The organism is Pseudonocardia nigra (assembly GCF_019396355.1).
Classification (GTDB): Bacteria; Actinomycetota; Actinomycetes; order Mycobacteriales; family Pseudonocardiaceae; genus Pseudonocardia; species Pseudonocardia nigra.
The window spans coordinates 1-23,631 of sequence record NZ_JAHKRK010000012.1 but is presented as its reverse complement, the minus strand read 5'-3'; the positions used below and the strand labels follow the sequence as shown (position 1 = coordinate 23,631).

At 74.1% G+C, this 23,631-nt stretch carries 24 protein-coding genes and 2 pseudogenes; 13 read left to right on the top strand and 13 right to left on the bottom strand.

Annotated elements, in window-relative coordinates; genetic code table 11:
- The first annotated feature begins 14 nt into the window (after window positions 1-14).
- Window positions 15-710, top strand: coding sequence for a LysE family translocator (locus KME75_RS05305; RefSeq protein WP_308282570.1), 696 nt, complete (start codon window positions 15-17; stop codon window positions 708-710).
- Between the two features lie 366 nt (window positions 711-1,076).
- Here the strand turns inward: KME75_RS05305 and KME75_RS05300 are convergent, their stop codons facing one another.
- Window positions 1,077-1,982, bottom strand: coding sequence for a helix-turn-helix domain-containing protein (locus KME75_RS05300; protein ID WP_219413392.1), 906 nt, complete (start codon window positions 1,980-1,982; stop codon window positions 1,077-1,079).
- A gap of 65 nt (window positions 1,983-2,047) precedes the next feature.
- On the opposite strand from KME75_RS05300, the gene KME75_RS05295 reads away from it, so the two are divergent.
- From KME75_RS05295 to KME75_RS05280, 4 genes are read left to right on the top strand one after another with little or no spacing between them, the layout of a single operon-like run.
- Entirely contained in the window at window positions 2,048-2,731 is a 684-nt protein-coding gene (locus KME75_RS05295; protein WP_308282569.1) for a M50 family metallopeptidase, read from the top strand.
- 20 nt (window positions 2,732-2,751) lie between these two features.
- On the top strand, window positions 2,752-3,171 hold the full coding sequence (locus KME75_RS05290) for a nitroreductase family deazaflavin-dependent oxidoreductase (RefSeq protein WP_219413391.1): 420 nt from the start codon (window positions 2,752-2,754) through the stop codon (window positions 3,169-3,171).
- A gap of 42 nt (window positions 3,172-3,213) precedes the next feature.
- Window positions 3,214-3,651: a GlcG/HbpS family heme-binding protein gene (locus KME75_RS05285; protein WP_219413390.1), complete on the top strand. Its 438-nt coding sequence runs from the start codon at window positions 3,214-3,216 to the stop codon at window positions 3,649-3,651.
- Window positions 3,648-4,613: an EamA family transporter gene (locus KME75_RS05280; RefSeq protein ID WP_219413426.1), complete on the top strand. Its 966-nt coding sequence runs from the start codon at window positions 3,648-3,650 to the stop codon at window positions 4,611-4,613. Before KME75_RS05285 ends, KME75_RS05280 begins: the two co-directional genes overlap by 4 nt.
- Window positions 4,614-4,733: 120 nt before the next feature.
- Here the strand turns inward: KME75_RS05280 and KME75_RS05275 are convergent, their stop codons facing one another.
- Window positions 4,734-5,210 carry a DnaJ family domain-containing protein gene (locus KME75_RS05275; RefSeq protein WP_219413389.1) on the bottom strand — a complete coding sequence of 159 codons (477 nt, stop codon included), beginning with the start codon at window positions 5,208-5,210 and terminating at the stop codon, window positions 4,734-4,736.
- A 61-nt stretch (window positions 5,211-5,271) separates the two neighbouring features.
- Here KME75_RS05275 and KME75_RS05270 point away from each other — a divergent pair, with 61 nt between their 5' ends.
- The gene (locus tag KME75_RS05270) at window positions 5,272-5,634 is read left to right on the top strand and encodes a cupin domain-containing protein (RefSeq protein WP_219413388.1); all 363 of its coding nucleotides are present in this window, start codon (window positions 5,272-5,274) and stop codon (window positions 5,632-5,634) included.
- Window positions 5,635-5,717: 83 nt separating this feature from the next.
- On the opposite strand, the gene KME75_RS05265 is transcribed toward KME75_RS05270, so the two are convergent.
- The 7 genes from KME75_RS05265 to KME75_RS05235 all read right to left on the bottom strand — a co-directional run bounded on the left by KME75_RS05265 (window position 5,718) and on the right by KME75_RS05235 (window position 13,596).
- A complete protein-coding gene (locus KME75_RS05265) occupies window positions 5,718-6,911 on the bottom strand; it encodes a zinc-dependent alcohol dehydrogenase (protein ID WP_219413387.1) in 1,194 nt (397 codons plus the stop codon).
- An 18-nt stretch (window positions 6,912-6,929) separates the two neighbouring features.
- On the bottom strand, window positions 6,930-7,724 hold the full coding sequence (locus KME75_RS05260) for an SDR family NAD(P)-dependent oxidoreductase (protein WP_219413386.1): 795 nt from the start codon (window positions 7,722-7,724) through the stop codon (window positions 6,930-6,932).
- 46 nt (window positions 7,725-7,770) lie between these two features.
- Window positions 7,771-9,270, bottom strand: coding sequence for a GntP family permease (locus KME75_RS05255; RefSeq protein WP_219413385.1), 1,500 nt, complete (start codon window positions 9,268-9,270; stop codon window positions 7,771-7,773).
- A 102-nt stretch (window positions 9,271-9,372) separates the two neighbouring features.
- Window positions 9,373-10,182: a TauD/TfdA family dioxygenase gene (locus KME75_RS05250; protein WP_219413384.1), complete on the bottom strand. Its 810-nt coding sequence runs from the start codon at window positions 10,180-10,182 to the stop codon at window positions 9,373-9,375.
- 40 nt (window positions 10,183-10,222) lie between these two features.
- Window positions 10,223-11,005 (bottom strand): ABC transporter permease, encoded by a 783-nt coding sequence (locus KME75_RS42635; RefSeq protein WP_219413383.1) that lies wholly within the window; start codon window positions 11,003-11,005, stop codon window positions 10,223-10,225.
- Window positions 11,002-11,946, bottom strand: coding sequence for an ABC transporter permease (locus KME75_RS05240; protein WP_219413382.1), 945 nt, complete (start codon window positions 11,944-11,946; stop codon window positions 11,002-11,004). Before KME75_RS05240 ends, KME75_RS42635 begins: the two co-directional genes overlap by 4 nt.
- A gap of 3 nt (window positions 11,947-11,949) precedes the next feature.
- On the bottom strand, window positions 11,950-13,596 hold the full coding sequence (locus KME75_RS05235; protein WP_246631501.1) for an ABC transporter substrate-binding protein: 1,647 nt from the start codon (window positions 13,594-13,596) through the stop codon (window positions 11,950-11,952).
- 116 nt (window positions 13,597-13,712) lie between these two features.
- Here KME75_RS05235 and KME75_RS05230 point away from each other — a divergent pair, with 116 nt between their 5' ends.
- Entirely contained in the window at window positions 13,713-14,981 is a 1,269-nt protein-coding gene (locus tag KME75_RS05230) for an MDR family MFS transporter (protein ID WP_308282568.1), read from the top strand.
- Between the two features lie 15 nt (window positions 14,982-14,996).
- Here the strand turns inward: KME75_RS05230 and KME75_RS05225 are convergent, their stop codons facing one another.
- On the bottom strand, window positions 14,997-15,623 hold the full coding sequence (locus KME75_RS05225) for a response regulator (RefSeq protein WP_219413380.1): 627 nt from the start codon (window positions 15,621-15,623) through the stop codon (window positions 14,997-14,999).
- Window positions 15,624-15,738: 115 nt separating this feature from the next.
- Between KME75_RS05225 and KME75_RS05220 the strand changes: the two genes are divergently transcribed.
- Window positions 15,739-17,112, top strand: a complete 1,374-nt coding sequence (locus KME75_RS05220) for an NAD(P)/FAD-dependent oxidoreductase (protein ID WP_219413379.1) — start codon at window positions 15,739-15,741, stop codon at window positions 17,110-17,112.
- Here the strand turns inward: KME75_RS05220 and KME75_RS05215 are convergent.
- Window positions 17,072-17,875: an IclR family transcriptional regulator gene (locus KME75_RS05215; protein WP_308282567.1), complete on the bottom strand. Its 804-nt coding sequence runs from the start codon at window positions 17,873-17,875 to the stop codon at window positions 17,072-17,074. The genes KME75_RS05220 and KME75_RS05215 overlap by 41 nt on opposite strands.
- Before the next feature lie 121 nt (window positions 17,876-17,996).
- Between KME75_RS05215 and KME75_RS05210 the strand changes: the two genes are divergently transcribed.
- The 4 genes and pseudogenes from KME75_RS05210 (at window position 17,997) to KME75_RS05200 (ending at window position 20,702) form a co-directional block, all read left to right on the top strand.
- Window positions 17,997-18,317 (top strand): bifunctional 3-phenylpropionate/cinnamic acid dioxygenase ferredoxin subunit, encoded by a 321-nt coding sequence (locus tag KME75_RS05210; protein WP_219413377.1) that lies wholly within the window; start codon window positions 17,997-17,999, stop codon window positions 18,315-18,317.
- Window positions 18,317-19,111, top strand: a pseudogene (locus tag KME75_RS05205) (NAD(P)/FAD-dependent oxidoreductase); the annotation flags it as partial. The gene KME75_RS05210 and the pseudogene KME75_RS05205, both read left to right, overlap by 1 nt.
- Window positions 19,039-19,497: an oxidoreductase C-terminal domain-containing protein gene (locus tag KME75_RS46605; RefSeq protein WP_372452566.1), complete on the top strand. Its 459-nt coding sequence runs from the start codon at window positions 19,039-19,041 to the stop codon at window positions 19,495-19,497. The pseudogene KME75_RS05205 and the gene KME75_RS46605, both read left to right, overlap by 73 nt.
- 53 nt (window positions 19,498-19,550) lie before the next feature.
- Window positions 19,551-20,702 carry an aromatic ring-hydroxylating oxygenase subunit alpha gene (locus KME75_RS05200; protein WP_308282566.1) on the top strand — a complete coding sequence of 384 codons (1,152 nt, stop codon included), beginning with the start codon at window positions 19,551-19,553 and terminating at the stop codon, window positions 20,700-20,702.
- A gap of 96 nt (window positions 20,703-20,798) precedes the next feature.
- Here KME75_RS05200 and KME75_RS05195 read toward each other — a convergent pair whose 3' ends face one another.
- Both KME75_RS05195 and KME75_RS46600 read right to left on the bottom strand, forming a co-directional pair.
- On the bottom strand, window positions 20,799-21,755 hold the full coding sequence (locus KME75_RS05195; RefSeq protein ID WP_219413376.1) for a glycosyltransferase family protein: 957 nt from the start codon (window positions 21,753-21,755) through the stop codon (window positions 20,799-20,801).
- A 526-nt stretch (window positions 21,756-22,281) separates the two neighbouring features.
- Window positions 22,282-22,599 (bottom strand): annotated as a pseudogene (locus tag KME75_RS46600) (glycosyltransferase family 2 protein); the annotation flags it as partial.
- 186 nt (window positions 22,600-22,785) lie between these two features.
- Between KME75_RS46600 and KME75_RS46595 the strand changes: the two are divergent.
- Window positions 22,786-23,400: a glycosyltransferase family 9 protein gene (locus KME75_RS46595; RefSeq protein WP_372452565.1), complete on the top strand. Its 615-nt coding sequence runs from the start codon at window positions 22,786-22,788 to the stop codon at window positions 23,398-23,400.
- Window positions 23,401-23,631 lie beyond the last annotated feature (231 nt).

The following is a 23,631-nucleotide window of genomic DNA, read 5'->3' as shown; positions in this document are numbered from 1 at the left end:
GCTACCGTGCCGACGTGCCCTCCGTCGAGACGCTCCTGACGTTCGCCCTGGCCGGCATCGTGCTCGTGGCGATCCCGGGCCCCAGCGTGCTGTTCATCGTGGGCCGCGCGCTCGCCCACGGCAGGCGTGCCGCGCTCGCCAGCGTCGCGGGCAACACCACCGGTGCGTCGCTCGTGGTGGTGGTCGTGGCGCTCGGCCTCGGGGCCGTGGCGGCGCAGTCGGCCGTTGTGTTCACCACGATCAAACTGGTGGGCGCCTCGTACCTCGTGTACCTGGGCGTGCAGACGGTCCGCAAGCGGGGCGATCTCGTCGCCGCACTCGGCAGCCCCGCCGTGGGCCCGGACCGCCGGATGTTCTGGCAGGGCGTCGTGGTGGGCTTCACCAACCCCAAGGTGCTGGTGTTCTTCGCCGCGGTGCTCCCGCAGTTCGTCGACGCGGACGCGGGCAGCGCGGTCACGCAGATGCTGGTGCTCGGCCTGCTCTTCGCGGTGATCGCCGCGGGACTGGACAGCCTGTGGGGCCTGGCCGCGGGCACCGCCCGCGACTGGTTCGCCACCTCGGCCCGCCCGGCTGCGCCGGGTGGGCGGGATCGGCGGCGTCATGATGATCGTGATGGGCGCCGGGCTGGCCTTCACCGGCCGCAAGGACTGACGACGACCCCCGCGTGTCGCCCGTCCCCGACACGTGAGTCGCCCGTCCTCGACACGTGAGTCGCCCGTTCCTGACACGTGAGTCGCCCGTTGCAGACAGGCGAGTCGCCCGTTCCTGACACGCGAGTCGCCGGCCGAGAACGCGCGACGGTGCTCGCGCTGGTGAGCAACGGCTTCACCACGGCGCTGATCTTGCCCCGGGTTGCAGATCGCGCCCGCCCCGGTGCGGGACGGGGCAGTGGTCCGGTGGGCGAGCCGGGCGACTCGCCGGGCCAAAGCGGGCGACTCGCGGGTGGAAGCGGGCGACTCGCCGGGCGAAAGCGGGCGACTCGCGGGGTGGAAGCGGGCGACTGGTGCGGCGGAACCGGGCGACTCGCGGGGTGGAAGCGGGCGACTCGCGCGGTGGAAGCGGGCGACTCGCGTCGGTCAGGGGTGGGCGCGGAGGGCCTCGATGAACCACTCGAACGCCGGGACTCTCGCCGGGAACGGCTCCCAGCCGTTGAGGATCCCGAGCAGCTGGTAGTAGCGCTCCACGCGGCGGTCGGTGAACGTGGCGATCGTGTCCGCCAGCCGGTCGCGCGCCGGGCCGTCGAGGTCGTCGCCGACGATCCGGGCCAGCACGGCCTGGCCCTCGGGCGAGTCCGGGGCGATCCCGGCGGCGACGGCGGCACCGGCGTGCTCCTGCACCGCGGCGGGGTCGGCCTCGGCCGGCGGGGTGGGGGACTGCGCCCCCGTCACCGCCATCTCCCGCGCCCTGGCCCGGAAGGTCGGGTCACCGATCAGCTCGGCGAGCTCGACCCACGCCTCCACCTGGTCGGTGCTGGGGTCGTCGGGCAGGTCGGTGGGCAGCGTGCGCATGATGCCGGCGATCCCGGCGCCGGGGGCCTCGGGGTCGGTGCCGGCGAACGTGGCGTCGACGAACTCGTCGATCATCTGGCGGCGCTCGGCCGCGGAGAGCCGGGCGAGGTCGTTCATGAGGGCTGCCTTCCGGGCGGAGGGGACCCCGCGGGCGAGCAGCGTGCAGATGGCGCGCTGCGTCCGCAGGGTGCGGATCTGGTCGTCGATGGCCTGCACGTGGGCCGCGGCCACGTCCTCGACGCTGCGCCTGCGCTCCAGCACGAGGCGGACGTCGTCGAGACCCATGCCGAGCTCGCGCAGCGTACGCACGAGGTCGAGACGCGCGACGGCGCGCGCGTCGTAGCGGCGGTAGTTACCGGTGGAGCGGTCGGTCTCGGGCAGCACGCCCTCGTCCGACCAGAACCGGATCGTGCGGACCGGCACGCCCGACCGGCGGGCGAGCTGCCCGATGGTGAGCAGGGTCGGGTGAGCCATGTGATCGATCCTCATGTCTCCACTGACTGGAAGGTCAACTGTGTTCCCCGCCATCATCGTCGACCGTGGACGCCTCGACCGTGACGGCCGTGCTCGCCGATCGCCCCGCCGTGCTGCTCGCGATGGCGCTCGCCCTGCTCGCCGTGGGGTGGTCGGCGGTGTGGCGCTGGACCCGCACGGTCGTCACGATCACCCACGAGAGCGGGCACGCGCTGGTCGCCGTGCTCGCCGGCCGCGGCCTCACCGGGATCCGGCTGCACGCGGACACGTCCGGGCTCACGGTGTCCACCGGCGCCCGGCGCGGTCCGGGGCTGGTGTTCACCCTGCTCGGCGGCTACCCGGCGCCGTCGCTGCTGGGTGTCGGGGGTGCGGCGCTGGTCGCGGCCGACCGCGCCGCGCTGATGCTGTGGATCGCGCTCGGCCTGCTCGCCACCACCCTGATCCACATCCGCAACCTCTACGGCGTGCTGGTGGTGCTCGCCACCGGCGCGCTGGTGGGGGCGGTGTCCTGGTGGGGCGAACCGCGGCTGCAGGACGGGTTCGCGGCGGCGCTGTGCTGGTTCCTGCTGTTCGGCGGCCTGCGCGCGGTCCGGGAGCTGCAGCGCGGGCTCCGGCGCGGCCACCGGGGAACCTCGGACGCCGATGCGCTCGCGCGGCTCACGGGAGTACCCGGCGGAATGTGGACGGGCCTGTTCGGGTTGGCTGCGAGTGGGGCCGTGATCATCGCGGCCCTGATCCTGCTGCTGTAGCCGAACCCAGGGGGGACACCATGACGACACCGAACGACTGTAACCAGAAGATCATCGACGAGTTCCGCGCGAACGAAGGCCGCGTCGGCGGCATGTTCGAGGGCGCCCGCATGATCCTCATCCACCACATCGGCGCGAAGTCCGGCGTCGAGCGGGTCGTGCCGCTGGTGTGGTTCCCGCACGACGACGGCCAGATGGCGATCATCGCGTCGGCGGGTGGGGCCCCGAACCACCCCGCGTGGTACCACAACCTCAGGGCCAACCCGAAGATCGACGTCGAGGTGGGCGCCGAGACCTTGCCCGTCGTGGCCACGGAGGTCGAGGGCGAGGAGCGCGACGCCATCTGGCAGCGTGTGGTGGCAGCGGCACCGGGCTTCGCGGAGTACCAGCAGAAGACCACGCGGACGATCCCGGTGTTCGTGCTCAGCCGGCTGGGCTGAGCACCGAGCAGCGCGTTCCCACGACCCGGAGGTGCACACCCCGTGACCATCACGCTCGACCAGGCCCAGACGATCGCGCGCGCAGCCCTGGAGCACGGCACGGAGCAGGGGTTCAACCCGCTCACAGTCGCGGTGCTCGATCCCGGCGGCGCGCTGGTCTCGCTCGCCAGGCAGGACGGCTCGGGCAACCTGCGCCCGGACATCGCCGTGGCGAAGGCGTGGGGCGTGCTCGGGATGGGCATGACGAACCGGGCGATCGCCGCCCGCGCCGCCGACTCGCCGGAGTTCTTCACCTCGGTGGCGGCGCTGGCCGGCGGGCGGATCCTGTCGGTGCCCGGCGGGGTGTTCGTCCGTGACGGTGAGGGCAGGCTGCTCGGCGCCGTCGGCGTGACGGGCGACGCGTCGCTCAACGACGAGGCCGCAGCCGTAGCCGGGATCGAGGCGGCCGGGCTCGTCGCCCAGACGGGAGCCGAGGACTGACCGCCACGGCTCTCGTCACCCGGGGGGACCGCACCGGGGCCGGGCTCGCCCTCGCGCTGGTCTCGGCCGTCACGTTCGGGCTGTCGGGCCCGTTCGCCAAGGCGCTCACCGACGCCGGCTGGTCGGCCAACGGGGCCGTGCTGGTGCGGCTCGGTGGGGCCGCGGCGATCCTGCTCGTCGTCCTCGCCGTCACCCGGCCCGGGGTGGTCGCCGCGCTGCGCGCCGACGGCCCCGCGCTGGTGCTGTACGGCATGCTCGCGATGGCGGGTGTGCAGGTGGCGTTCTTCAACGCCCTGCAGTACCTGCCCGTCGCCATCGCGCTGCTGCTGGAGTACACCGGGCCGATCATCGTGATCGCGTGGGTGTGGCTGGTGCGCAAGCAGCCGCCCAGCCCGCGCACGGTGCTCGGGGCCGGCGTCGCGCTGGTCGGGCTGTCGCTCGTGGTGGAGGTGTGGTCCGGGGTCGGGCTGCGGTGGGAGGGCCTCGCCTGGGGGCTCGCCGCCGCCGTGTGCCAGGCCGCGTACTTCCTCGTGGCCGACCGCGCGGGCAGCGCCACCCCGCCGCTCGTGCTCGCGGGCGTCGGGATGACGGTGGGCACCGTCGTCGTGGCGCTGCTGGGCCTGGCCGGGGTGCTCCCCATCGTCATCGACACCGCCGCGTCGCCCGTGCTGCTGGCCGGCGTGGACGTCGGGTGGCCGGTGGCCGCCACGCTGCTCGTCGTGGTGTCCTCGGTGATCGCCTACCTCACCGGCGTGGCCGCGATCGCCCGGATCGGCGCGGCGCGCGGGGCGCTCGTGGCGCTGCTGGAGGTGGTGGCCTCGGCCGTCGCGTCCTGGCTGCTGCTCGGGCAGGTGCCCACGGCCGTGCAGGCGCTCGGCGGCGCGCTCATCCTCGCCGGGGTGGCGCTGACGAACACCGCCCGGCCCGCCGCGGTGGCGGAGCCGCAGCTCCTGGTGCCGTAGCCGCCGACGCCGGGGTGGCTGTCGGGACCCCGCGCCCGTGTCGCAGCAAGGTGGCCATGCTGCCGTCCAGTGGCAGCATCGCCACCTTGCCGGCGTTCGGATGGCGGGTGCCGCAGGGCGTCAGGTCCGGCCGAGGAGCCGGCGCCACCACGGGGTGCGCACCCGCTCCTCGACGGGCGCGGGCGCCGGCACATCTGCGGCGGGCCGGTCCGCCCGCCAGCGGGCCACCACGTTCTCGACGTTCACCGGCCCGATCGGCACCGGCGGGCCGGACGGCGCGCGCAGCCAGTCCACGACCCGCCGGTTGAGGTCGGCGACGACGTCGCGCACCTCCCGCTCGGAACGCAGGTCGCGCACCGTCTCCGGGAGGCGCTCGATCTCCTTGCGCAGCTGCAGCGGCGTGGGCAGCAGGGCGTCGGTGGACAGCCCCTCCCGCCGGATGTAGCCCTTGACCCACCACATCTCGTCGTCCGGGCCGTCCAGCCCGGGCAGCGGCTTGCCCTTGCCGGGCAGGTCGTCGAAGTCGCCGCGCTCCTGCGCCTTGCGGACCTGCTGGTCGATCACGGACTCGTAGCGCTGCCAGTACGCGTCGCTCACGTGCTTCTCCCCCCATGCCGGAGAACACCGCCGAGGCTACCGGGACTGGCAGGATGGCGGCGTGCCGCGACTGATCACGAATCCGAGCCGGGTGACGGCGGCGGGCGAGCCGCCGAAGACCATCGACGAGTACGTGGGCCGGGTGAACACCGGCGACGACAGGGTCTCGATGGCGCACATGCGCAGCCCGTCGGGGTGGTCGGAGCCGGGGCAGCGCCCCGAGTTCGACGAGTTCACGCTGGTCCTGCGGGGTGCCCTGCGCGTGGAGCACGAGGGCGGGGAGATCACGGTCGAGGCCGGGCAGGCGGTGCACACCGCGCCGGGGGAGTGGATCCGCTACAGCTCGCCAGGCCGGGACGGCGCCGAGTACGTGGCGGTGTGCCTGCCGGCGTTCGCGCCCGACACGGTGCACCGCGACGCGTGACGCGACCGTGCACACCGCGCGACGGCCGTGCACACCTCCGGCCGTGTGCACGGCCACGCCGGGGTGTGCACGGCCGGACGGGTTCAGGCCCCTGACGGCTGGAACAGCACCTTGACCATCCCGTCCTGCTTCTGCTGGAACCGCGAGTACGCCTCGGGCGCGGCCTCCAGCGGTAGGCGGTGGGTGGCGAAGTCCTGCGTCCCGAGCGGATCGTCGTCGGTGAGCAGCGGCAGGATGTCGGGCACCCACCGGAGCACGTTCGCCTGCCCCATGCGCAGCTGGATCTGCTTGTCGAACAGGGTGAGCAGCGGCAGCGGGTCGGCCATCCCGCCGTACACGCCGCTGAGCGAGATCGTGCCGCCGCGGCGCACCAGGTCGATCGCGGAGTAGAGCGCGCCGAGCCGATCGGTGCCCGCCGTCGTCATCAGCTTCGCCGCGATCGCGTCCGGCAGCAGGGAGGTCATCTGGTGGGCGAGCTTGCCCAGCGGTGACCCGTGGGCCTCCATGCCGACCGCGTCGATCACCGAGTCGGCGCCCCGGCCCCCGGTGAGCTCCCGGACGGCGTCGCCGAGGTGCTGGCCGTGCCCGCGCAGGTCCAGCACCTCCACCCCGTTCTTCCGGGCCCGCTCCAGGCGCTCGGGCACCAGGTCGACCCCGATGACCGTCTCGACGCCGCGGTGGCGCGCGATCCGCGTGGACATGTCGCCGATCGGGCCCAGCCCGAGCGCCACCAGGCTGCCGCCGGGCGGAACGGCGGCGTACTCCACCGCCTGCCACGCCGTGGGGAGCACGTCGGAGAGGTAGACGAACCGGTCGTCCGGCGGCCCGTCCGGCACCTTGATCGGCAGCGTGTTGCCGAACGGCACCCGCAGGTACTCCGCCTGCCCGCCGGGCACCTGCCCGTAGAGCTTGGTGTAGCCGAACAGCGCCGCGCCGCTGCCGTGCTCGCGGACCTGCGTGGTCTCGCACTGCGAGTGCAGCCCCAGGCCACACATGAAGCAGGTGCCGCAGGAGACGTTGAACGGCACCACCACGCGGTCGCCCACGCTCAGCTCGGTGACGTCCGGGCCGACCTCGGCGACCACGCCCATCGGTTCGTGGCCGAGGATGTCGCCCTCGCCGAGGAACGGTCCGAGCACCTCGTACAGGTGCAGGTCGGAGCCGCACAGGCCGGTCGAGGTGATCCGCACGATCACGTCGGTCGGATCCTGGATGCGGGGGTCGGGGACGGTGTCGACGCGCACGTCGCGCTTGCCGTGCCAGGTAACGGCCTTCATCGGGGAACCTCCGCAGGTCTAGTTGTCGCCGGAACCGGGCTCGGCCATCCGCCGGTGCATGGCGGCCTTCGCCTTGTCCGGCAGCACCTTGCCCACCGCCTCCTGTGCCTTGGTCGACACCGACGCGGCGACGACCCGGTCCTCGCCCTTCATCAGCGCCTCGAAGCCCTGCTTCGCGACCTTGGCCGGGTCGTCCTTGGAGGCCTGGCCGATTCGGGTGTCGTCCATGTCGGCCCGGTGGAAGAACTCGGTCTCCGTCGGGCCGGGCATCAGTGAGGTGATCGTGATGCCCGTGTCCTTCAGCTCGTTCTGCAGCGCCTCGGCGAACGACTGGAGGAAGGACTTGGAGGCGTTGTAGACCGCCTGGAACGTGCCCGGCATCGTCGAGGCGATCGACGAGGTGATCAGCACCTTCCCGGCGTCGCGGGCGGCCATGTCCCGCAGCACGCGCTTGGCCAGGTGCACGGTGGAACGGATGTTCAGGTCGATGATCGCGAACTCGGCGGCGAGGTCGTTGTCGAGGAACGCGCCGCCCTGGCCGACGCCCGCGTTGAGGGCGGCCGCGTCGAGCGGACGGCCGGTGGCGGTGACGGCGGCGTAGAGCTCTGCCACGCCGTCGTCGGTGCGCAGGTCGGCCCGGACCGCCCGGACGTCCACGCCGGCTGTGGCGAGATCCTGCGCCGCGATCTCGATGGTGGCGTCCTCGGCGTTGACGACCAGGTCGTAGCCGTGCTGCGCGAACTGCTTCGCCAGCTCCAGGCCGATCCCGCTCGAGGCGCCGGTGACGAGGGCGAGTGGTCGGGTTGCACTCATGGCCCCGGGGTTACCCGAGGTCGCCCCACCTACTCGGCCGTGCGGCTCAGCCGATCAGCAGGTCGGCCACCAGCAGCAGCGGCAGCGAGCCCAGCCAGGCCGCCGTGGTGATGCCCGACCATCCGCGCAGCGCCGCCACGCCCTCGAGGCCGGTGAACCGGGTGACGACCCAGAAGTACGAGTCGTTGAAGTAGCTGAACACCATCGACCCGGCGCAGCACGCCAGCGCCGCGATCAACGGGCTGAGCCCCAGCGTCCCGACGAGCGGCGCCGTCACGGACGCCGCGGTGATCATCGCCACTGTCCCCGAGCCCTGGGCCAGCCGGACCAGCGTGGCCACGAGGAACGGCACCAGCACGCCCGGCAGGTTGATCGCCGCGATCGCCTCCGCGAGGGCGTCGCCGACCCCCGACGAACGCAGCACCTGGCCCAGCGCGCCGCCGGCCCCGGTGATGAGGATGATCAGCCCGGCGGACGCGGCGGCCTCGGCCAGCCAGCCGTGCACCTTGCCCCGCGGCGTCCAGCGAGGGAGCAGGAGGTAGACGGCCAGCGCGATGCCGATGATCAGCGCGATCACCGGGTTGCCGATGAAGGCGAGCGCGGCGGCCCAGCCCGACGCCTCGTAGTCGCTCCCGCTCAGCACGCCCTGGTTGTTGCGGTCGATCGCCGTGCCGACGGTGTTGGCGACGATCAGCAGCAGCGGCACGAGCAGCGGCACGGACGCCAGCAGTGCGCCGACGCGGTGGGCGGGCGCGCCCGCGGGCGGGGTGCCGAGCGCGGCGGCCGGGTCGTCGGCCGGGTCGTCGGCGGCCGGGTCGTCGCGCTCGTCGCCGGAGCCACCCGCACCGCCGGAGCCGCCGTGGCCGTCGACGGTGACCGTGCGCTCGTGCTCGCGGCCGTAGACGGCGGTGCGGACCACCGGGTCGATCTGCGGTTCGAGCGTCGGGCCGATCCACTTCGCGTACAGGACCACCACCGGCAGCAGGATCACCGAGAAGACGAGCCCGGCGAGGATGAGCGCGCCGAGGTCGGCGCCGATGATGCCGGCCACGCCGAGCGGACCGGGGGTCGGCGGCACGAGGTGGTGGGTCAGCGTCATCCCGCAGCCGAGGGCGAGCGCCAGCGTCACGTACCCGGCGCGCTGCACCCGGGCGATCGACCGCGCGAGCGGGTTCATGATGACGTAGCCGGAGTCGCAGAACACCGGGATCGACACGAGCGCGCCCGTACCCGCCATCGCCCACGGCTCCCGGCCGGGGCCCAGCAGCCGGACGAACGCGCGGGCGAGCGAGTCGGCGGCGCCGGAGACCTCGAGGATCTTCCCGATGCCGACGCCGAGCCCGATCACGATCCCGATCGAGGCGAGCGTGTTGCCGAAGCCGGTGGTGATCGAGGAGATGATGTCGGACGGGCTCGACCCCGCCACCGCACCCGTGACGAGTGCGGCGATCAGCAGGGCCACGAACGCGTCGAGCCGCGTCCGCAGGACGATCACGACGATCGTCGCGATGCCGAGCACCAGTGCCAGCAGGAGTTGAAGATCCACTGCTCTCCTCGTCGAGGGCCGCGCACGGGGATCGTGCCGCGATGATCCTCGGGGCCTCCGGAGGCTCAGCGCAATGAGATCAACGTCTCCTCAGATGTCTGATCAGAACGCCTCGGTGGTGCGGACCGTCAGCACATGCAGCCTGCGCTCCCCGCGGAAGGCGTCGCGCCCGTGCAGGAAGCGGTAGTTGTCCAGCACGAGCAGCTCTCCGGCGTCCAGCCGGAACCGGGCGCCGCACTCCTGCGCGGTGGCCAGCACGTCGGCGTACTCGTCGAGGAACGCGACGTGCTCGGCCCAGCGCGGCTCGCGGGGGACCGGCGCGGCGTAGTCGCTGGCGCGCACCACCCGGCGCCCGCCGCGGGTGTACTCGACGAGCCTGCGGACCAGCGGCACGGCAGGCACGCCGCGGGCGGGCGTGGTCCACCCGCCGAAGTAGTCGACGTCGCACCCGGTGAGGAACGCGTGCAGCTGCGGCCGGGCGGTGCGCAGCTCGTCGACGAGGCCGTAGCCGTCGACGAGCACCGAGTCGCCGCCCTCCTGCGCCGGGTCGGTGCAGAGCATGAGCAGGTAGTCCTCGTCGGGGTCGCGCAGCCGCACCTGGCGCGCGTGGACGTCGACCACCACGGTGGCGCCGTCGGAGTGCAGCCCGAGCGCGGGTGCGTCGACGCCGTGCTGGCCGCGGATCCCGAACACCTCGCGCAGCCTGCCGCCGAGCAGCCGGGCCGCGGCCACGACGAGCTCCTCCGGGTCGTCGCCCTGGCCGGACAGGATCACCGCGCCGTCGCGCTCCAGCACCGCGCGCGCCTCGCCGGGCTCGGCCCGCGCGGGCACCACGCCGAGCGGCGCGAGCAGCTCCTTCAGCTCGGGCCGCACCGTCCCCCGTCGCCGCCCGTCGCTCCCGATCTCGGCCACGCCACCTCCCGGCTGTCGCATCTGATGTGCAGGTGCCACCTTAGTTCCATCGGCGGTCCAGGGCGCGACCGAGCAGGGTGACCAGCAGGGCGACGCCCACGATCGCCACGGCCGGGACGAGTACGAGCCCCGGTCGCAGGAACAGGTACGGGCGCGCCTCGTTCAGCATCGCGCCCCACTCGGGTGTGGGCGGCTGCGGTCCCAGCCCCAGGAAGGACAGCCCGGCGACCGCGAGCAGGGTGTTGGCGAAGCGCAGGCAGGCGTGCGCGGTGAGCGGACGCACCGCGTTGGGCAGGATGTGCCGGGCGAGGATCCGCGCGTCGCCCGCCCCGAGCGCCACCGCGCCCGTCACGTACTCCGCGCCCGCCTCGCGCACCGCGAGTCCGGCGGCCAGCCGCGCGAACGGCGTCCACCCGGTGACGAGCACGGCGAGCAGCAGCGTGGTGACTCCCGGCCGCAGGACCGCCGCGAGGACCAGCCCGATCACGATCGACGGCACGGCGATGAGCACGTCGACGATCCGCTGCAGCACCTGCGCCGGCCAGCCGCCCCGGTAGCCCGCGAGCAGCCCCAGCGCCGTCCCGGCCACGGCCGAGATCGCCACGGCGAGCAGCGTGAACCCCACCGAGAGCCGCGCGCCCGCCGCGAGCCGGGCGAGGGCGTCGCGGCCGAGGTGGTCGGTCCCGAGCGGGTGCGCGAGCGACGGCCCGGCGAACCGGTCGGACAGGTCGGTGGCGACGGCGTCGAACGGCAGCAGTGCGCCGACGAGCAGCGCGAGCGCGACCACGCAGGCGCCGACCGCGATCGGGGCGGCGCGCCTCACGCGCCCACCCTGGTCCGCGCGACCGGATCGGCGGCGAGCTGCAGCGCGTCGGCGAGCGCGCTGGCGAGCACCGCCACCGCGATCACCGCGAGCAGCCCGGCCTGGACCATCGGCAGGTCCTGGCCGATGACGGCGTCGTAGAGCAGCCTGCCCAGCCCCGGCAGCGCGAAGACCACCTCCACCACGACGGCCCCGCCGAGCAGCCCCGCGAAGAACATCCCCGACAGCGACGTCACCGAGGTGCACGCCAGCCGCGCGCCGTGCGCCCACAGGATGCGCCGCTCGGTCAGCCCCTTCGCACGGGCGAGGACGACGTGCTGGCGGGCGAGGACGTCGAGCATCTCGGCGCGGGTGAGCTGCGCGGCCAGCGCCGCGGGGAACAGCGCCAGCGTCACGGCGGGCAGCACCACGTCGGCGGACCCGCCCCAGCCGGTCGCGGGCAGCAGCGGCAGCGCGACGGCGAAGCCGAGGACCAGCACCGGGGCCAGGATGAACTCCGGCACGGCCACGCCGAGCACGGACAGCCCGGTGACCGCCCGGTCGAGCGGGCCGCCGGGCCTGCGGGCCGCCAGCACCCCCGCCGGGATCCCGACGGCCGCGGCCAGCGCGACGGCGACCGCGGCGAGCAGCGCCGACACCCCCAGCGCGTCGAGCAACTGCGGGCCGACCGGCGTGCGCGTGGCGAACGACAGCCCGAAGTCGCCCTGCAGCACCCGGCCCAGCCAGCGCAGGTACTGCTCGGGCAGCGACGCGTCGAGCCCCAGTTCGCGGGTGATCCGTTCGGCGACGGCCGGGTCCGGCATCGACTCGGCGGACCGGGCGCGCAGCACCGCCCGCACCGTGTCCACCCCGGCCAGCCGCGGCAGCAGGAACACCACGACCGACGCCACGAGCAGCACGACGGGCAGGGGCGCCAGCCGGCGCGCCAGCGTCGCGAGCATGCCTCAGGCGGTCTTCGCGAGCCGGGCGGTCACGAGCGAGCGCGCGGTGGGGTCCAGCGTGAAGCCGGTGACGTCGCGGGCGGCCGCGCTCTCCTGCGAGTGGACGAGCGGCACGCCGGCGACGTCGTCGACGAGCAGCTGCGCGGCCTGCGCGAACACCTCGCGCCGGCGATCGGGCTCGGTGATCCCGGACAGGCTCGCGACCAGCGCGTCGAACTCCGGCGAGCAGTAGTGGTCGATGTTGTAGGAGCCCGCGCAGGTGTAGTCGCTGGTGAGCACGCCCGCCGCGTCCGGGAGGTCGGTGAGGTAGCTGCGCGACAGCAGGAACATGTCGTAGCGGCCGGCGAGCAGGTCCGGCTCCTGCGTGGCGTACTCGCCGACCTGGATCTCGGCGTCGATCCCCACCTCGGCCAGCATCGCCTGCACCGCGGTGGCGAGCACCGGCAGTTCCGGCCGGTTCGGGTAGGTCGCCAGGCGCACGGTGAGCGGGTTGTCCGGGCCGTAGCCCGCCTCCTGCAGCAGCGCCCGCGCGGCCGCCGGGTCCGGCGGGGGCGGCGGTTCCTCGGAACCCCACGTCACGGCCGGGCCGAACAGGTCCGCCGCCGGCAGCGCGGCCCCGGCGAGGGCCTGTTCCGCGAGCGCGGTGCGGTCCACCGCCTGCTGCACCGCGCGCCGGACCCGCACGTCGGCGAACGGCGGGGCCGACTGGTTCATCAGCAGCGACACCGTCCGTGGCGCCGACACTGTCTGCACCTCGACGCCCGCGGTCGCCGCCAGCTCCAGCACCGCGGCCTCCGGCAGGCCCAGCGCGATGTCGACGTCGCCGGCCCGGAAGGCGAGCGCGCGTGCGGACGGGTCGGGCACGTACCGGGCGTCCACGACGGCGAGCTGCGGGCGGCCGCCCCAGTACCTGTCGAACCGCTCCAGCGTGGCGCCCCGCACGCCCTCGACGACCGTCAGTCGCATCGGGCCGGTGCCGGTGCCGAGCACGTCGGGCGGGCCGTCGCCGCGGTAGGCCGACGGGGCGAGGATCGCGGTGTTCGGGCTGGTCAGCCGCAGCGGCAGGATCGGGTCCGGCGCGGTCGTGCCCACCAGCACCGCCGCCTCGCCGTCCGGGGTGGCGGTGAGCCCGATGCCGCGCACGGCGCGCGGGGGAGCGGCGACGCCCGCCACCCAGTTCAGCGCGCCCGCCACGGCCTCGGGCGTCATCGGGGTGCCGTCGTGGAAACGCACGCCGGGCCGGAGCTCGAACCGCCAGGTGAGGGGGTCGACCTGGGTCCAGGCCGTGGCCAGCCGGGGCTCGGCCTGCAGGTCCTCGCCGGTGCCGACGAGGGTCTCGGTGACACCGAGCTGGCTCAGCCCGAAGGCGTCGTCGGTGTCGATCGCGTAGCCCGAGCGGGGTGCGAAGGGCAGGGCGACGGTCAGTGTGCCATCGGCGACGGGCGCGCCAGGCGGTTGCGCGGAACCGCTGCCGCACCCGGCGAGCAGCAGGGTGACGACGGCGAGCAGCGACGCCAGTGCGGTGCGGGGGGCATGGCGGGGCCGCGCGGCGGCGAGGTCGGACACGTGTGGGCCTTCCGGCAGGGGCGCCCGGCGGCCGGGCGGGAGCGGCATCGGTGGCGGCTCCGGGATCACTACGGCCAGGATCATCTGACCATCTGAACGGACTGTCAATCATGTGCGCGCCGGCGCATGAATGGGCACCCCATTCTGTCACCTACTCTGAGCAGGTGCTAGATGTTGGCGATTGTGACCGGAAGCCGCCCGTGACCGCCGCCTCGTCCGGCCTGCGCCGCTGGAGCGTCCTCGGCGGGCTGAAGCGCCTCCGGCCCGCCATGCGGCTGCTGGTGCTCACCCAGCTCGCGTTCAACGTGGGCTTCTACATGGTGCTGCCGTACCTGGCCGCGCACCTCGTCGACGACCTCGGGCTCGCGGGCGGCGTCGTCGGGCTGGTGCTGGGGCTGCGGACGTTCAGCCAGCAGGGCCTGTTCGTCGTGGGCGGCACGCTCGCCGACCGCTTCGGTGCCAAGCCGGTGATCCTCGCGGGCTGCGCGCTGCGGGTGCTCGGGTTCGTGCTGCTCGGCGCGGCGGGCAGCCTGACCGGGGTGATCGCGGGGGCGCTGCTCACCGGGTTCGCCGCCGCCCTGTTCTCGCCCGCGGTCGAGTCGTCGCTGGCCAGGGAGGCGGGGGAGCGCCGGCACGAGGGCGGGCCGACCCGCGCCGAGGTGTTCGCCATGTTCGCCGTCAGCGGCCAGGTCGGGTCGGTGGTGGGCCCGCTGCTCGGCACGCTGCTGCTGCTCGCCGACTTCCGGCTCGCGTGCCTCGTCGCGGCCGCCGCGTTCGTCGTCATCGGGCTGGCGCACGTGCGCTGGCTGCCCCGCAGGCCTGCCCCGCACGCCGGCGAGCCGGTGCTCGCCGGGTGGGCCGAGGTGCTGCGCAACCGCCGCTTCCTCGCCTTCGCCGCCGGCTACTCCGGCTACCTGCTCTGCTACAACCAGCTCTACCTGGCCCTGCCCGTCGAGCTGGGGCGGGCGACGGGCGAGCAGACCGCGCTGGGCTGGCTCTTCGCGCTGGCCTCGGTCATGGTGATCGTCGGGCAGCTGCCCGTGACCCGGTGGGCCCGGCAGCGGGCCGCGGGCACCGCGATCGTCCTCGGCTTCGGCCTGATGGCGCTGGCGTTCCTGCTCGTCGCCACGGCGGTCCTGCTCCCGACGCCACCGGGCGTGTTCGCGCTGTGGTCGGCCGTCGGGTTCGTCGTGCTGCTCACCGCGGCCGAGATGATCACCCAGCCGATCGCCCAGGACCTCGTGCCCCGGCTCGCCGGGGAGCGCCGCCTCGGTGCCCACTTCGGCGTGCTGTCGTCGGCGGGCGGGCTCGCCGTGCTCGTCGGCAGCACCGCGACGGGCGCACTGCTCGACCCCGCCGTCGCGCCGCCCGCCGTCGCCTGGTTCGCGCTCGCCGCCGTCCCGCTGGCGAGTGCGGTGGTGATCGGTCTCCTGGCCCGGCGCGGCGCACTGACCCCGCAGCCAGCCTGAGGAGGACGCGACGCACTAGAACAACTCCTGGCGGCTGCGCAGCCCGAGCTTGCGCAGGATGCTGCTGACGTGCGTCTTGACCGTCGGCAGCCCGAGGAACAGCTCCTGGGCGATCTCGGCGTTCGTCCGCCGCTGCAACACCAGCCCCAGCACCTCCTGCTCACGGCGGGTGAGCCCGGAGGACTCCACGAGCCGCTGCACGCGGCTCGACTCGTCGCGGGTCTCCCCGCCCAGTAGCCAGACCCGGCGGCCCGCCGCGGTCGCCCGGATCGTCTCCAGCAGCCGGACCGGGTCCTCGCCCTTGTGCACGAAGCTGTCGGCGCCCGACAGCAGGCAGGCCGCGGCGTCCTCCCCGGAGTTGTAGGACGTGTAGATCAGCACCTGCGCCGCGCCGGAACTCTTGATCTCACGGCAGATCTCGACGCCCTTGAGCTCGCCCTCCAGGCGCAGCGGCAGCACGACCACGTCCGGGCGCCGCTCGCGGGTGAGCGCCAGCACCTCGTCGGCGGTGGCGGCCTCGCCCACGAGCTCGAGGTCCGGCTGGCTCGACACGACGGTGTGCAGCCCGACCAGGACGATGGGGTGGTCCTCGGCCAGTACCACCCGGATCCTGGCGGTGTCACCGCCGGCGTTCCCGACCATCGCCCCTCCTCCTGCGGAAATCATCCCGCGCGGCTGATCCGCCGCCTCCGGCCGCCTGCCTACCGTGCCGGCAGACGGCCGTGCCGGGCCGCCGCCTGATGCCCGAGGAGAGGTCGTGCCCACTTCACCGGACCGCGCTGCTGACGTCGTCGTCGTGGGAGGGGGCGCTGTCGGGGCGAGCATCGCCTACGAGAGCGCCCGCCGCGGCGCCTCCGTCATGGTCCTCGACGGCGGCCCTCACCCCGCGACCGGATGTTCCTACGCCAACGCCGGGCTGCTCTCACCGAGCCACGTGGAGCCGCTCGCCACCCCGGCGAACGTCGCCGCCGGGCTGCGGTTCCTGTTCTCCCCACGCAGCCCGTTCCACGTGCGGCCCGACCCGCGCCTGGTGCCCTGGCTGGCCCGGTTCGTGCGATCGGCCGCCCCGGAGCGGGTGCGGAGGCTGACCGCGCGGATGCAGCAGCTCGCGACGCGCAGCCTCGCTCTACACGCCGGGTACGCCGCGGCCGGCCTGGAGACCGGCTACCAGCAGCTGGGTTCGCTCGACGTCTACTCCTCACCCGAGCGCTGGGAACGGGCGGCCACCCACGTCCCGGCCGGCGCGCAGCTGCTGGACGCTGCCGAAGCGCGCCGGCTCGAGCCCGCCGTCGGCGAGGTGGCCGGGGCCGTGCACCACCCCGAGGACGCGCAGGTCGACAGCCGCCGCTTCGTGCGGGCGCTGCTGGAGGCGGCACAGCGCGACGGGGCCCGGGTGCGGTGGGGTGTCGCCGTCACGCGGCTGCTGCGCCACGGCGACCGGGTGACCGGGGTGGAGACCCCGGACGGGACGTTCACCGCGGGCCACGTGGTGCTCGCCGCCGGCCTCGGGTCCGCCGGGTTGGCCCGCGGCGCCGGACTCCGGCTGCCGCTGCGCGGCGCGAAGGGGTACGTGCTCGACCTCGACGTCGCCGAGGGCGCCCCGCGGATCCCGGTGACCTTCAAGGAACGCCGGGTCGTCGCCACGCCCTACCCCGACCGGCTGCGGCTGTGCGGCACCCTCGAGCTGGGCAGCGACTCCGCCCCGATGCACGCCGGGCGCGTGCAGGCGATCCGCGACGCCGGGCTGCACGGGCTCCCGGGACTGCGGCCGCGGCGCACCGTGGAGACGTGGGCGGGGCTGCGCCCCAGCACCCCCGACGGGGTCCCGGCGCTGGGGCGCAGCGCCCGCCGTCCCGGCCTCGTGGTGGCCACGGGCCACGGCATGTGGGGCATCGTCCTGGCGCCGATCACCGCCGAGATGGTGGCCCGCGACATCCTGGAGGGCGCACCGGTGCTGGACGAGCCCGCGTTCACCCCGGACCGGTTCTCCGGGCTGCGGCTGCCGGACCTCCCGATCCCATCCTCCGAGGATGACCTCCCGGCCGTCGGCCTTCGTCAGCGTCTCCGCCAGGCCGACGACGGGGGTAGCGCTACTGCTGCGCCGCCCCGAAGTACCCCAGGCGCGCGCTGATCTCCCGGGCCCCGTCCAGGAGGCGCTCGGCGACCTCCGGGAACGACTCCACCGTGAGCCGGTACGACGGACCGGAAACCCCGACGGAGGCGACGACGTCGCCCGCGGCGTTGCGGATCGGCGCGGCGACCGCGTTGAGGCCCACCTCGAACTCCTCGACGGTCGAGGCCCAGCCCTGTTCCCGGGCCTGCTGCAGCTCGACGTCGAGGACGGCGGGGTCGGTGATGGTGGCGGGCGTGTAGCGCTCGAGGACTGCGGCGAGCGCCTCTTTCGTCTCGGTGGGGTCGCCCCAGGTGAGCAGGACCTTCCCGCTCGCCGTGGCGTGCAGGGGGGTGCGCTGACCGATCCAGTTGCGTCCGGTGATCGCCGAGCTGCCGTACTCCTGCAGGATCTTGGTGGCCTCGCCGGTGTCGATGATGGCGAGGTTGACCGTCTCGCCCAGCTCGACGGCGAGGCGTTTGCACACCGGCCGGCTCTCGGTGGGGAGTTCGAGATGCGCCGTGGTGGCGCCCGCGAGCCGCAGGATGCCGCGTCCGAGGTGGTACTTGCCGCGCTCCTCGACCTGTTCGACCAGGTCGCCGTTCTCCAGAGCCATGATCAGCCGGAACGCGGTCGACTTGTGCACGCCGAGCTCGGCGGCGACCTCGGTGACGCCCGCGGTGCCGCGCTCGGCGAGCAGGTACAGGATCGCGATCGCGCGGTCCACCGACTGCACCTGCGACGGGGCTGAGCCCTTGTCGTTCTGCCCTGCACCGTTCGTCACTCTTCGACCATACGGGGGCGAATTCGTCCGCCCGTCGCAGAGGCCTTGACGACGCTGCCCACCGGACTCATTCTGTTGCCTATCACGACAGGCGTTGCGTATTACGGTACGGAGGGGTGAGATGATCCTCGTTGGGCAGCTGGCGGACATCCCGGTCGGGGAGGCCGTGCGCGTCGAGGCAGCGGTGCCGATCGCGGTGTTCAACGTGGACGGCGAGTTGTACGCCGTCGACGACACCTGCACGCACCAGGACGCGTCGCTCGCCGACGGGTGGCTCGAGGGCTGCACGGTCGAGTGCCCGCTGCACGCCTCCTGCTTCGACCTCCGCACCGGGATGCCGTCCGGGCCGCCCGCGAAGACGCCCGTGCGCACCCACCAGGTGGTCGTCGAGGAAGGGCTCGTCTACGTCCGGGTGACCGCGCCCGTCACGGCAGGGGTCTGATGCGCACGGTCGCGATCGTCGGCGGCTCGCTCGCCGGCCTCGGTGCCGCGCGGGCGCTGCGCGACCAACAGTTCGACGGCCGCATCGTCGTGGTGGGGGCGGAGGACCGGCTCCCCTACGACCGCCCGCCGTTGTCGAAGGACTTCCTGGCCGGCGAGGTCGGGCTCGAGGACCTCGCGCTCACCACGGCCGACGACGACGGCCTGGACCTCGACTGGCGGCTGGGCGTCCCGGCCGCCCGGTTGGACCGTGCGGCCGCAGCCGTGGTGCTGGCGTCCGGCGAGGAGATCGGTGCCGACGGGGTCGTGGTCGCCACCGGCGCGCGGGCGCGGCCGTTCCCCGTGGCTCAGCTCGGTGGCGTGCACACCCTGCGCACCGTGGACGACGCGCTCGCCCTCCGCGACGAGCTGCGAGCAGGTGCGCGCCTGGTGGTGATCGGGGCCGGCTTCATCGGCGCCGAGGTCGCGTCGACGGCACGCGCGCTGGGCGTGGACGTCACCGTGATCGAGGCGACCCCGGCGCCGCTGGCCGGGGTGCTGGGGCCCGACCTCGGCGCGGTCTGCGCCGGGCTGCACGGCGAGCACGGCGTCCGGTTGATCTGTGGCGTCGGCGTCACCCGGCTGCTCGGGGACGGGCGGGTGCGCGGGGTGGAGCTGGCCGACGGCCGGGTCGAGCCCGCCGACGCGGTCGTGGTCGGCATCGGCGCGCTGCCCAACGTGGAGTGGCTCGCCGGCTCGGGCGTCGCGGTCGGCCCCGGCGGCGTGCGCACCGACGCCGCGGGAGCGACGAACATCGCCCAGGTCGTGGCGGCCGGGGACTGCACCCTTTCCGACTGCTCCTTCGCCGGCACCGCGCTGCGCCAGGAGCATTGGCACACGCACTGCAGCAGCCCGTCGCCGCCGTGGCGAGCCTGCTCGGGCGGGCGATCGAGACGTCGCGTCCGGTCGCCCCCTACTTCTGGTCGGACCAGTACGGGGCGCGCCTGCAGTTCGCCGGGCACCGCCTGCCCGGCGACGCGGTCGAGGTCCTCGAGGGCGACCTCGAGTCCCGCCGGTTCGTGGCCGGCTACCGGCGCGACGGCGAGCTCGTCGCGGTCTTCGCGATGAACCAGCCGAAGCTCTTCGGCAAGTGGCGCCGGCAGCTCGTGCCCGCCAGGGCGGCCGTCGCCCACCCCTCCTGACCGACCCCCTGATCGACCCGACCACCCACGTTCCGCATCGAGAGGTGTGTTCCGTGTCCGCTCGTACTGCCCTGACCGACCGCAAGGCGCTGCCGGGGAGCCTGATCCCCACCCTCGCCGGCCCCTCTTACACCGATCCCGTGATCTTCGCCGAGGAGCAGGAGAAGATCTTCGAGGCCCGCTGGTTCGCCGCCGCCCGCAGCGCGGAGATCGACGGGACGGGAGCGTTCCGCACCGTCGACGTCGGGCGGGAGAACGTGGTCCTGGTCCGCGGCCGGGACGGGCAGCTGCGGGCGTTCCTCAACGTGTGCCGCCACCGGGGTGCGCGGGTGTGCATGGAGCAGTCCGGGGTGGCGAAGCGCAACCTGCAGTGCGGCTACCACGCCTGGACCTACGGGCTGGACGGCAAGCTGGTCGCGGCGCCGAACCTGACCAAGATGCCCGACATCGACCGCACCGAGTTCGGGTTGGTGGCGGTGCATCTGCGGGAGTGGCTGGGCTACGTGTGGGTGTGTGTGGCCGATGAGCCGCCCTCGTTCGAGGAGACCGTGATCGGGGCGGTCGCCGAGCGGCTCGGCGGGGCGGATGTGATCGACGGGTGGGACATCGACAACCTGGTGGTGGGTCGGCGGGTCCGCTACGAGGTGGCGGCGAACTGGAAGTTGATCATTGAGAACTTCATGGAGTGCTACCACTGCGCGACGATCCATCCGGAGTTGACGGAGGTGTTGCCGGAGTTCGCCGACGGGTATGCGGCGCAGTACTTCGTGGGGCACGGGGCGGCGTTCGCCGAGGAGGCGAAGGGGTTCACGGTGGACGGCTCGGAGGGGCTGACGGTGCTTCCGGGGGTGGACGAGTCGCACGACCGGAAGTACTACGCGATCACGGTGAACCCGCAGGTGTTCATCAACCTGGTGCCGGATCATGTGATCTTCCATCGGATGTACCCGGTGGCGGCGGATCGCACGGTGGTGGAGTGCGACTGGCTGTATCTGCCCGAGGTGGTGGAGGGCGGGAAGGATCTGGATCGGTCGGTGGAGCTGTTCCACCGGGTCAACCAGCAGGACTTCGACGCCTGCGAGCGCTGCCAGCTCGCCGCGTCGTCCAAGGCCTATGCCGAGGGCGGGGTGCTGGTGCCCAGCGAGCACCACATCGGCGAGTTCCACACCTGGGTCACCCGGCAGCTCGCGGGCGCCGGGGAATGAGCGAGTCCCCGTCGCGCTGACCCGGGACCTGCGCCGCGACCCGCTCGTGCGCAGGCCGACCGCAGCGGAACGTCGCCGGTCACCGGGCCGTCGCGCTCAGCGGCGACCTGCGAGGCGCTCGAACAGGCCGATGAGCTCGTCGGCGTGGGCGTCGAACGTGAACCGGTCGCGGACCGCGGCGACCGAGCGCCGGGCGGCGGCCGCCGGCGTGCCATCGGCCAGCTGGGCGGCGACGTCCTCCGCGTCGCTGTAGAGGAGGCCGGCGCCGGTGGCCCGCACCAGCTCGTCGACCGCCACGGTGGACCCCGGGCTCTCCTGCTGGAGCATCGGCAGCCCGGCGGCCATCAGGGTGCCGATCCGGGCCGGGTGGTTGAGGTCGTCCCACGTGGCGCGGCGCAGGTCGCCGCCGTTGTCGCTGCTGATCCGGTGCATCCATCCCGCGTCGTAGCGCGACAGCACCGGCACCCAGCCGCGCTGGTCGACCGCATCGTGCACGTGGACGTGGCCGGGGGCCCGCCTGCGCGCCTCGGCCAGCCACTGCCGCCACGTGCCCTGGGGACCGGGCCCGTCGCTGAGACCGTGGAAGTGGACGTGCACGCCGTAGGCCGCGAGCGTCGCGAGGAAGTCCGGCTCCAGGCCCAGCGGGCGGCCGAGCACGACCGTGTGCACCTCCCCCTCCGTCGTGGACAGCCGGTCGGCCGGTCGCCCCGCGAACCAGTCGGCCTTGGGCAGGCTGCCGTCGAGTACGAGGGTGCGGTCGGGGTCGAGCCCGCCGGGCAGCGCGAGCTCGAACCACGACCGCTCCTCGGGGCTCGACAGCACCACCGCGTCGGCGCCGGTGCACAGCTGCGCGAGCCGGGGCCAGTCGCCGCGCGCGATGCTGCGCTGCGGGGCCTCCTTGTAGTGCCACACGAACGGGACGCCGCGGGCGGCCGCGAGTACGTCGTGCGCGAACCGTACGGCGCGGAAGTTCAGCTGGGCATAGATCACGTCCGGGCGCACGTCCTCCCACCAGGTGGCCGGATCGACGTCCACCACGTGCCCGAACGGCACCGGACCGACGGTTGTCGCGGCCGAGCCCGTCGCAGGTCCAGAGCCCGAACAGGGCGACCCCGCGCTCGGCGAGGGCCAGCACGCGCTCCGGATGGAACGACAGTTCGCCCACGAGCAGCACGCGCAGCGCGTCCGGCGCCACGGGCATCCGCCGCTCCCGGAACCGCTCGTACAGCCCGACCTCGTCCACGAGCCCGCTGTCGCGCGAGTGCAGGCGCAGCGGCCCGGGCACGCGGTAGCGGCTGCGGAACACGTTGATCCCACCGTCGTCGCGCTCACGGATGGCCTTGTGCCGCTGCCCGGGGTGGTCGGTCCAGGTGCAGGTGACCCGGCCGGTGCCCGCGGCCGGGCCGCGCTCGCGCAGGCGCGTGAACAGCAGCCGTTCCAGGTCGTCGGACTCGAGCTCGGCCCGTTCCACCCAGCGGTCCGGGGTGCGCCGGTGCATGACCTGCACCAGCTGCAGCCCGTCCTCCGGCGGTCCATCCCGGCTGGTCGCGCCGTCGTGGTGGCGCACGCCGGACCAGGCCAGCACCCGGGAGGGGACCTCGAGCACGGCGCACAGCGCGGCGAGGTGCTCGGGGTCGTAGAGATCGTCGCATGGCAGGTACGCCACCAGTGGGGCGCGTGCGGTGACCAGGCCGATGTTGAGTGCCGCGCCCAGCCCGCGGTTCGTGGGCACGCGGATCAGCCGGATCCGCGGGTCGGGCCGGAACGGGGCCAGCGCGGCCGCCACGTCGTCGGGCGAGCCGTCGTCGACGACGATCAGCTCCCAGCCGCCGACGGTCTGGGCGAACAGGCTGCTCACCGCCCTCGGCAGGAAGGCGGCCTGCCCGTAGGCCGGCATGAGCACGCTGACGAGCGGGTAGCCGCCGGTATCGACCTCCTCGCCCGCACCGACGGCGACGTGCGCCGCGTCGCGCTCGTGCGGCCTCGGGTCGGGCTCGGTGACTGGCTCTGCTCGCTGCCCGCCTGGCGCGCGCTGCGCTGCGCCCGGCCCGACGTGCGCGTCACGGTGATCACCTACGCCGAGATGCGCCCGCTCGTGGAGCGGCTGCACGGCGCGGACGTGGACCTGCTGCCCTTCCCAGGGCACCCCGCCATTCCCGAGCGGCCCGCCGACCATGCGGGCTGGACGCGGTTCCGGACCGCCGCCGCCGAGCGCCGGTTCGACCTCGCACTGCAGGCCTACGGCGACCGGCCGGGTGCCAACGCCGTGGCCGCCGCGCTCGGCGCGGATCGCGTCGGCGGTTTCGCCCCCACCGGGTGGCGGCCCGAGCGCGACGCGGCGCTGCACCTGCCCTACCCCGTCACCGAGCACGAGGTGTGGCGGCACCTGCGGCTGGTCGAGCACCTCGGGATCGCGCTCCCGCCCGACGCCGCCCGGATGGGCGTGCCGGTGCGTGCCGCCGAACGGGAGCGCCTCGCCGGACTTGCGCGGCGCCACGGACTGCGGCCCGGGGGGTACGCCGTGCTGCATCCGGGGGCGAGTGCGCCGACCCGGCGGTGGCCCGTCGACCGGTTCGCGCGCCTCGGCGACGCGCTGGCCGGGCAGGGGCTGCGGGTCGTCGTCGGCGGAGTGGGCAGCGAGCGCCCGCTGACCGCCCGGCTGCGGCGGCTCACTGGTGCACCATCCTTGTGTCGGTAGCCGCCAGGCTGCTGATGCACCCGAGGTGCCCCTGGGTCACCGCCCTGCTCGCTCGACGCTGCGACGTCCAGCATGAGTTTCGCGGGGCCCGGTGGTTCCCCGGGACGCGCCGACCGTCGACAGGGCTGAGCGCCATCGAGCGCCGATCAGTGAGCGCACTGGCAGTCGCGTCCCGGCACCGAACACAAGGGTGCCTCCCCACTGGGCTAGCAGCGAGGAGGCTGTCATGCA

Bases quoted from the DNA above. Each gene is read 5' to 3' on its own strand.
- KME75_RS05235 (WP_246631501.1), bottom strand. From the start codon at position 13,596: ATGATCCTGGCCGTAGTGATCCCGGAGCCGCCACCGATGCCGCTCCCG.
- KME75_RS05265 (WP_219413387.1), bottom strand. From the start codon at position 6,911: ATGAAGGCCGTTACCTGGCACGGCAAGCGCGACGTGCGCGTCGACACC.
- KME75_RS05260 (WP_219413386.1), bottom strand. From the start codon at position 7,724: ATGAGTGCAACCCGACCACTCGCCCTCGTCACCGGCGCCTCGAGCGGG.
- KME75_RS05240 (WP_219413382.1), bottom strand. From the start codon at position 11,946: ATGCTCGCGACGCTGGCGCGCCGGCTGGCGCCCCTGCCCGTCGTGCTG.
- KME75_RS46595 (WP_372452565.1), top strand. From the start codon at position 22,786: ATGCGCCCGCTCGTGGAGCGGCTGCACGGCGCGGACGTGGACCTGCTG.
- KME75_RS05300 (WP_219413392.1), bottom strand. From the start codon at position 1,982: ATGGCTCACCCGACCCTGCTCACCATCGGGCAGCTCGCCCGCCGGTCG.
- KME75_RS05225 (WP_219413380.1), bottom strand. From the start codon at position 15,623: ATGGTCGGGAACGCCGGCGGTGACACCGCCAGGATCCGGGTGGTACTG.
- KME75_RS05210 (WP_219413377.1), top strand. From the start codon at position 17,997: ATGATCCTCGTTGGGCAGCTGGCGGACATCCCGGTCGGGGAGGCCGTG.
- KME75_RS05290 (WP_219413391.1), top strand. From the start codon at position 2,752: ATGACGACACCGAACGACTGTAACCAGAAGATCATCGACGAGTTCCGC.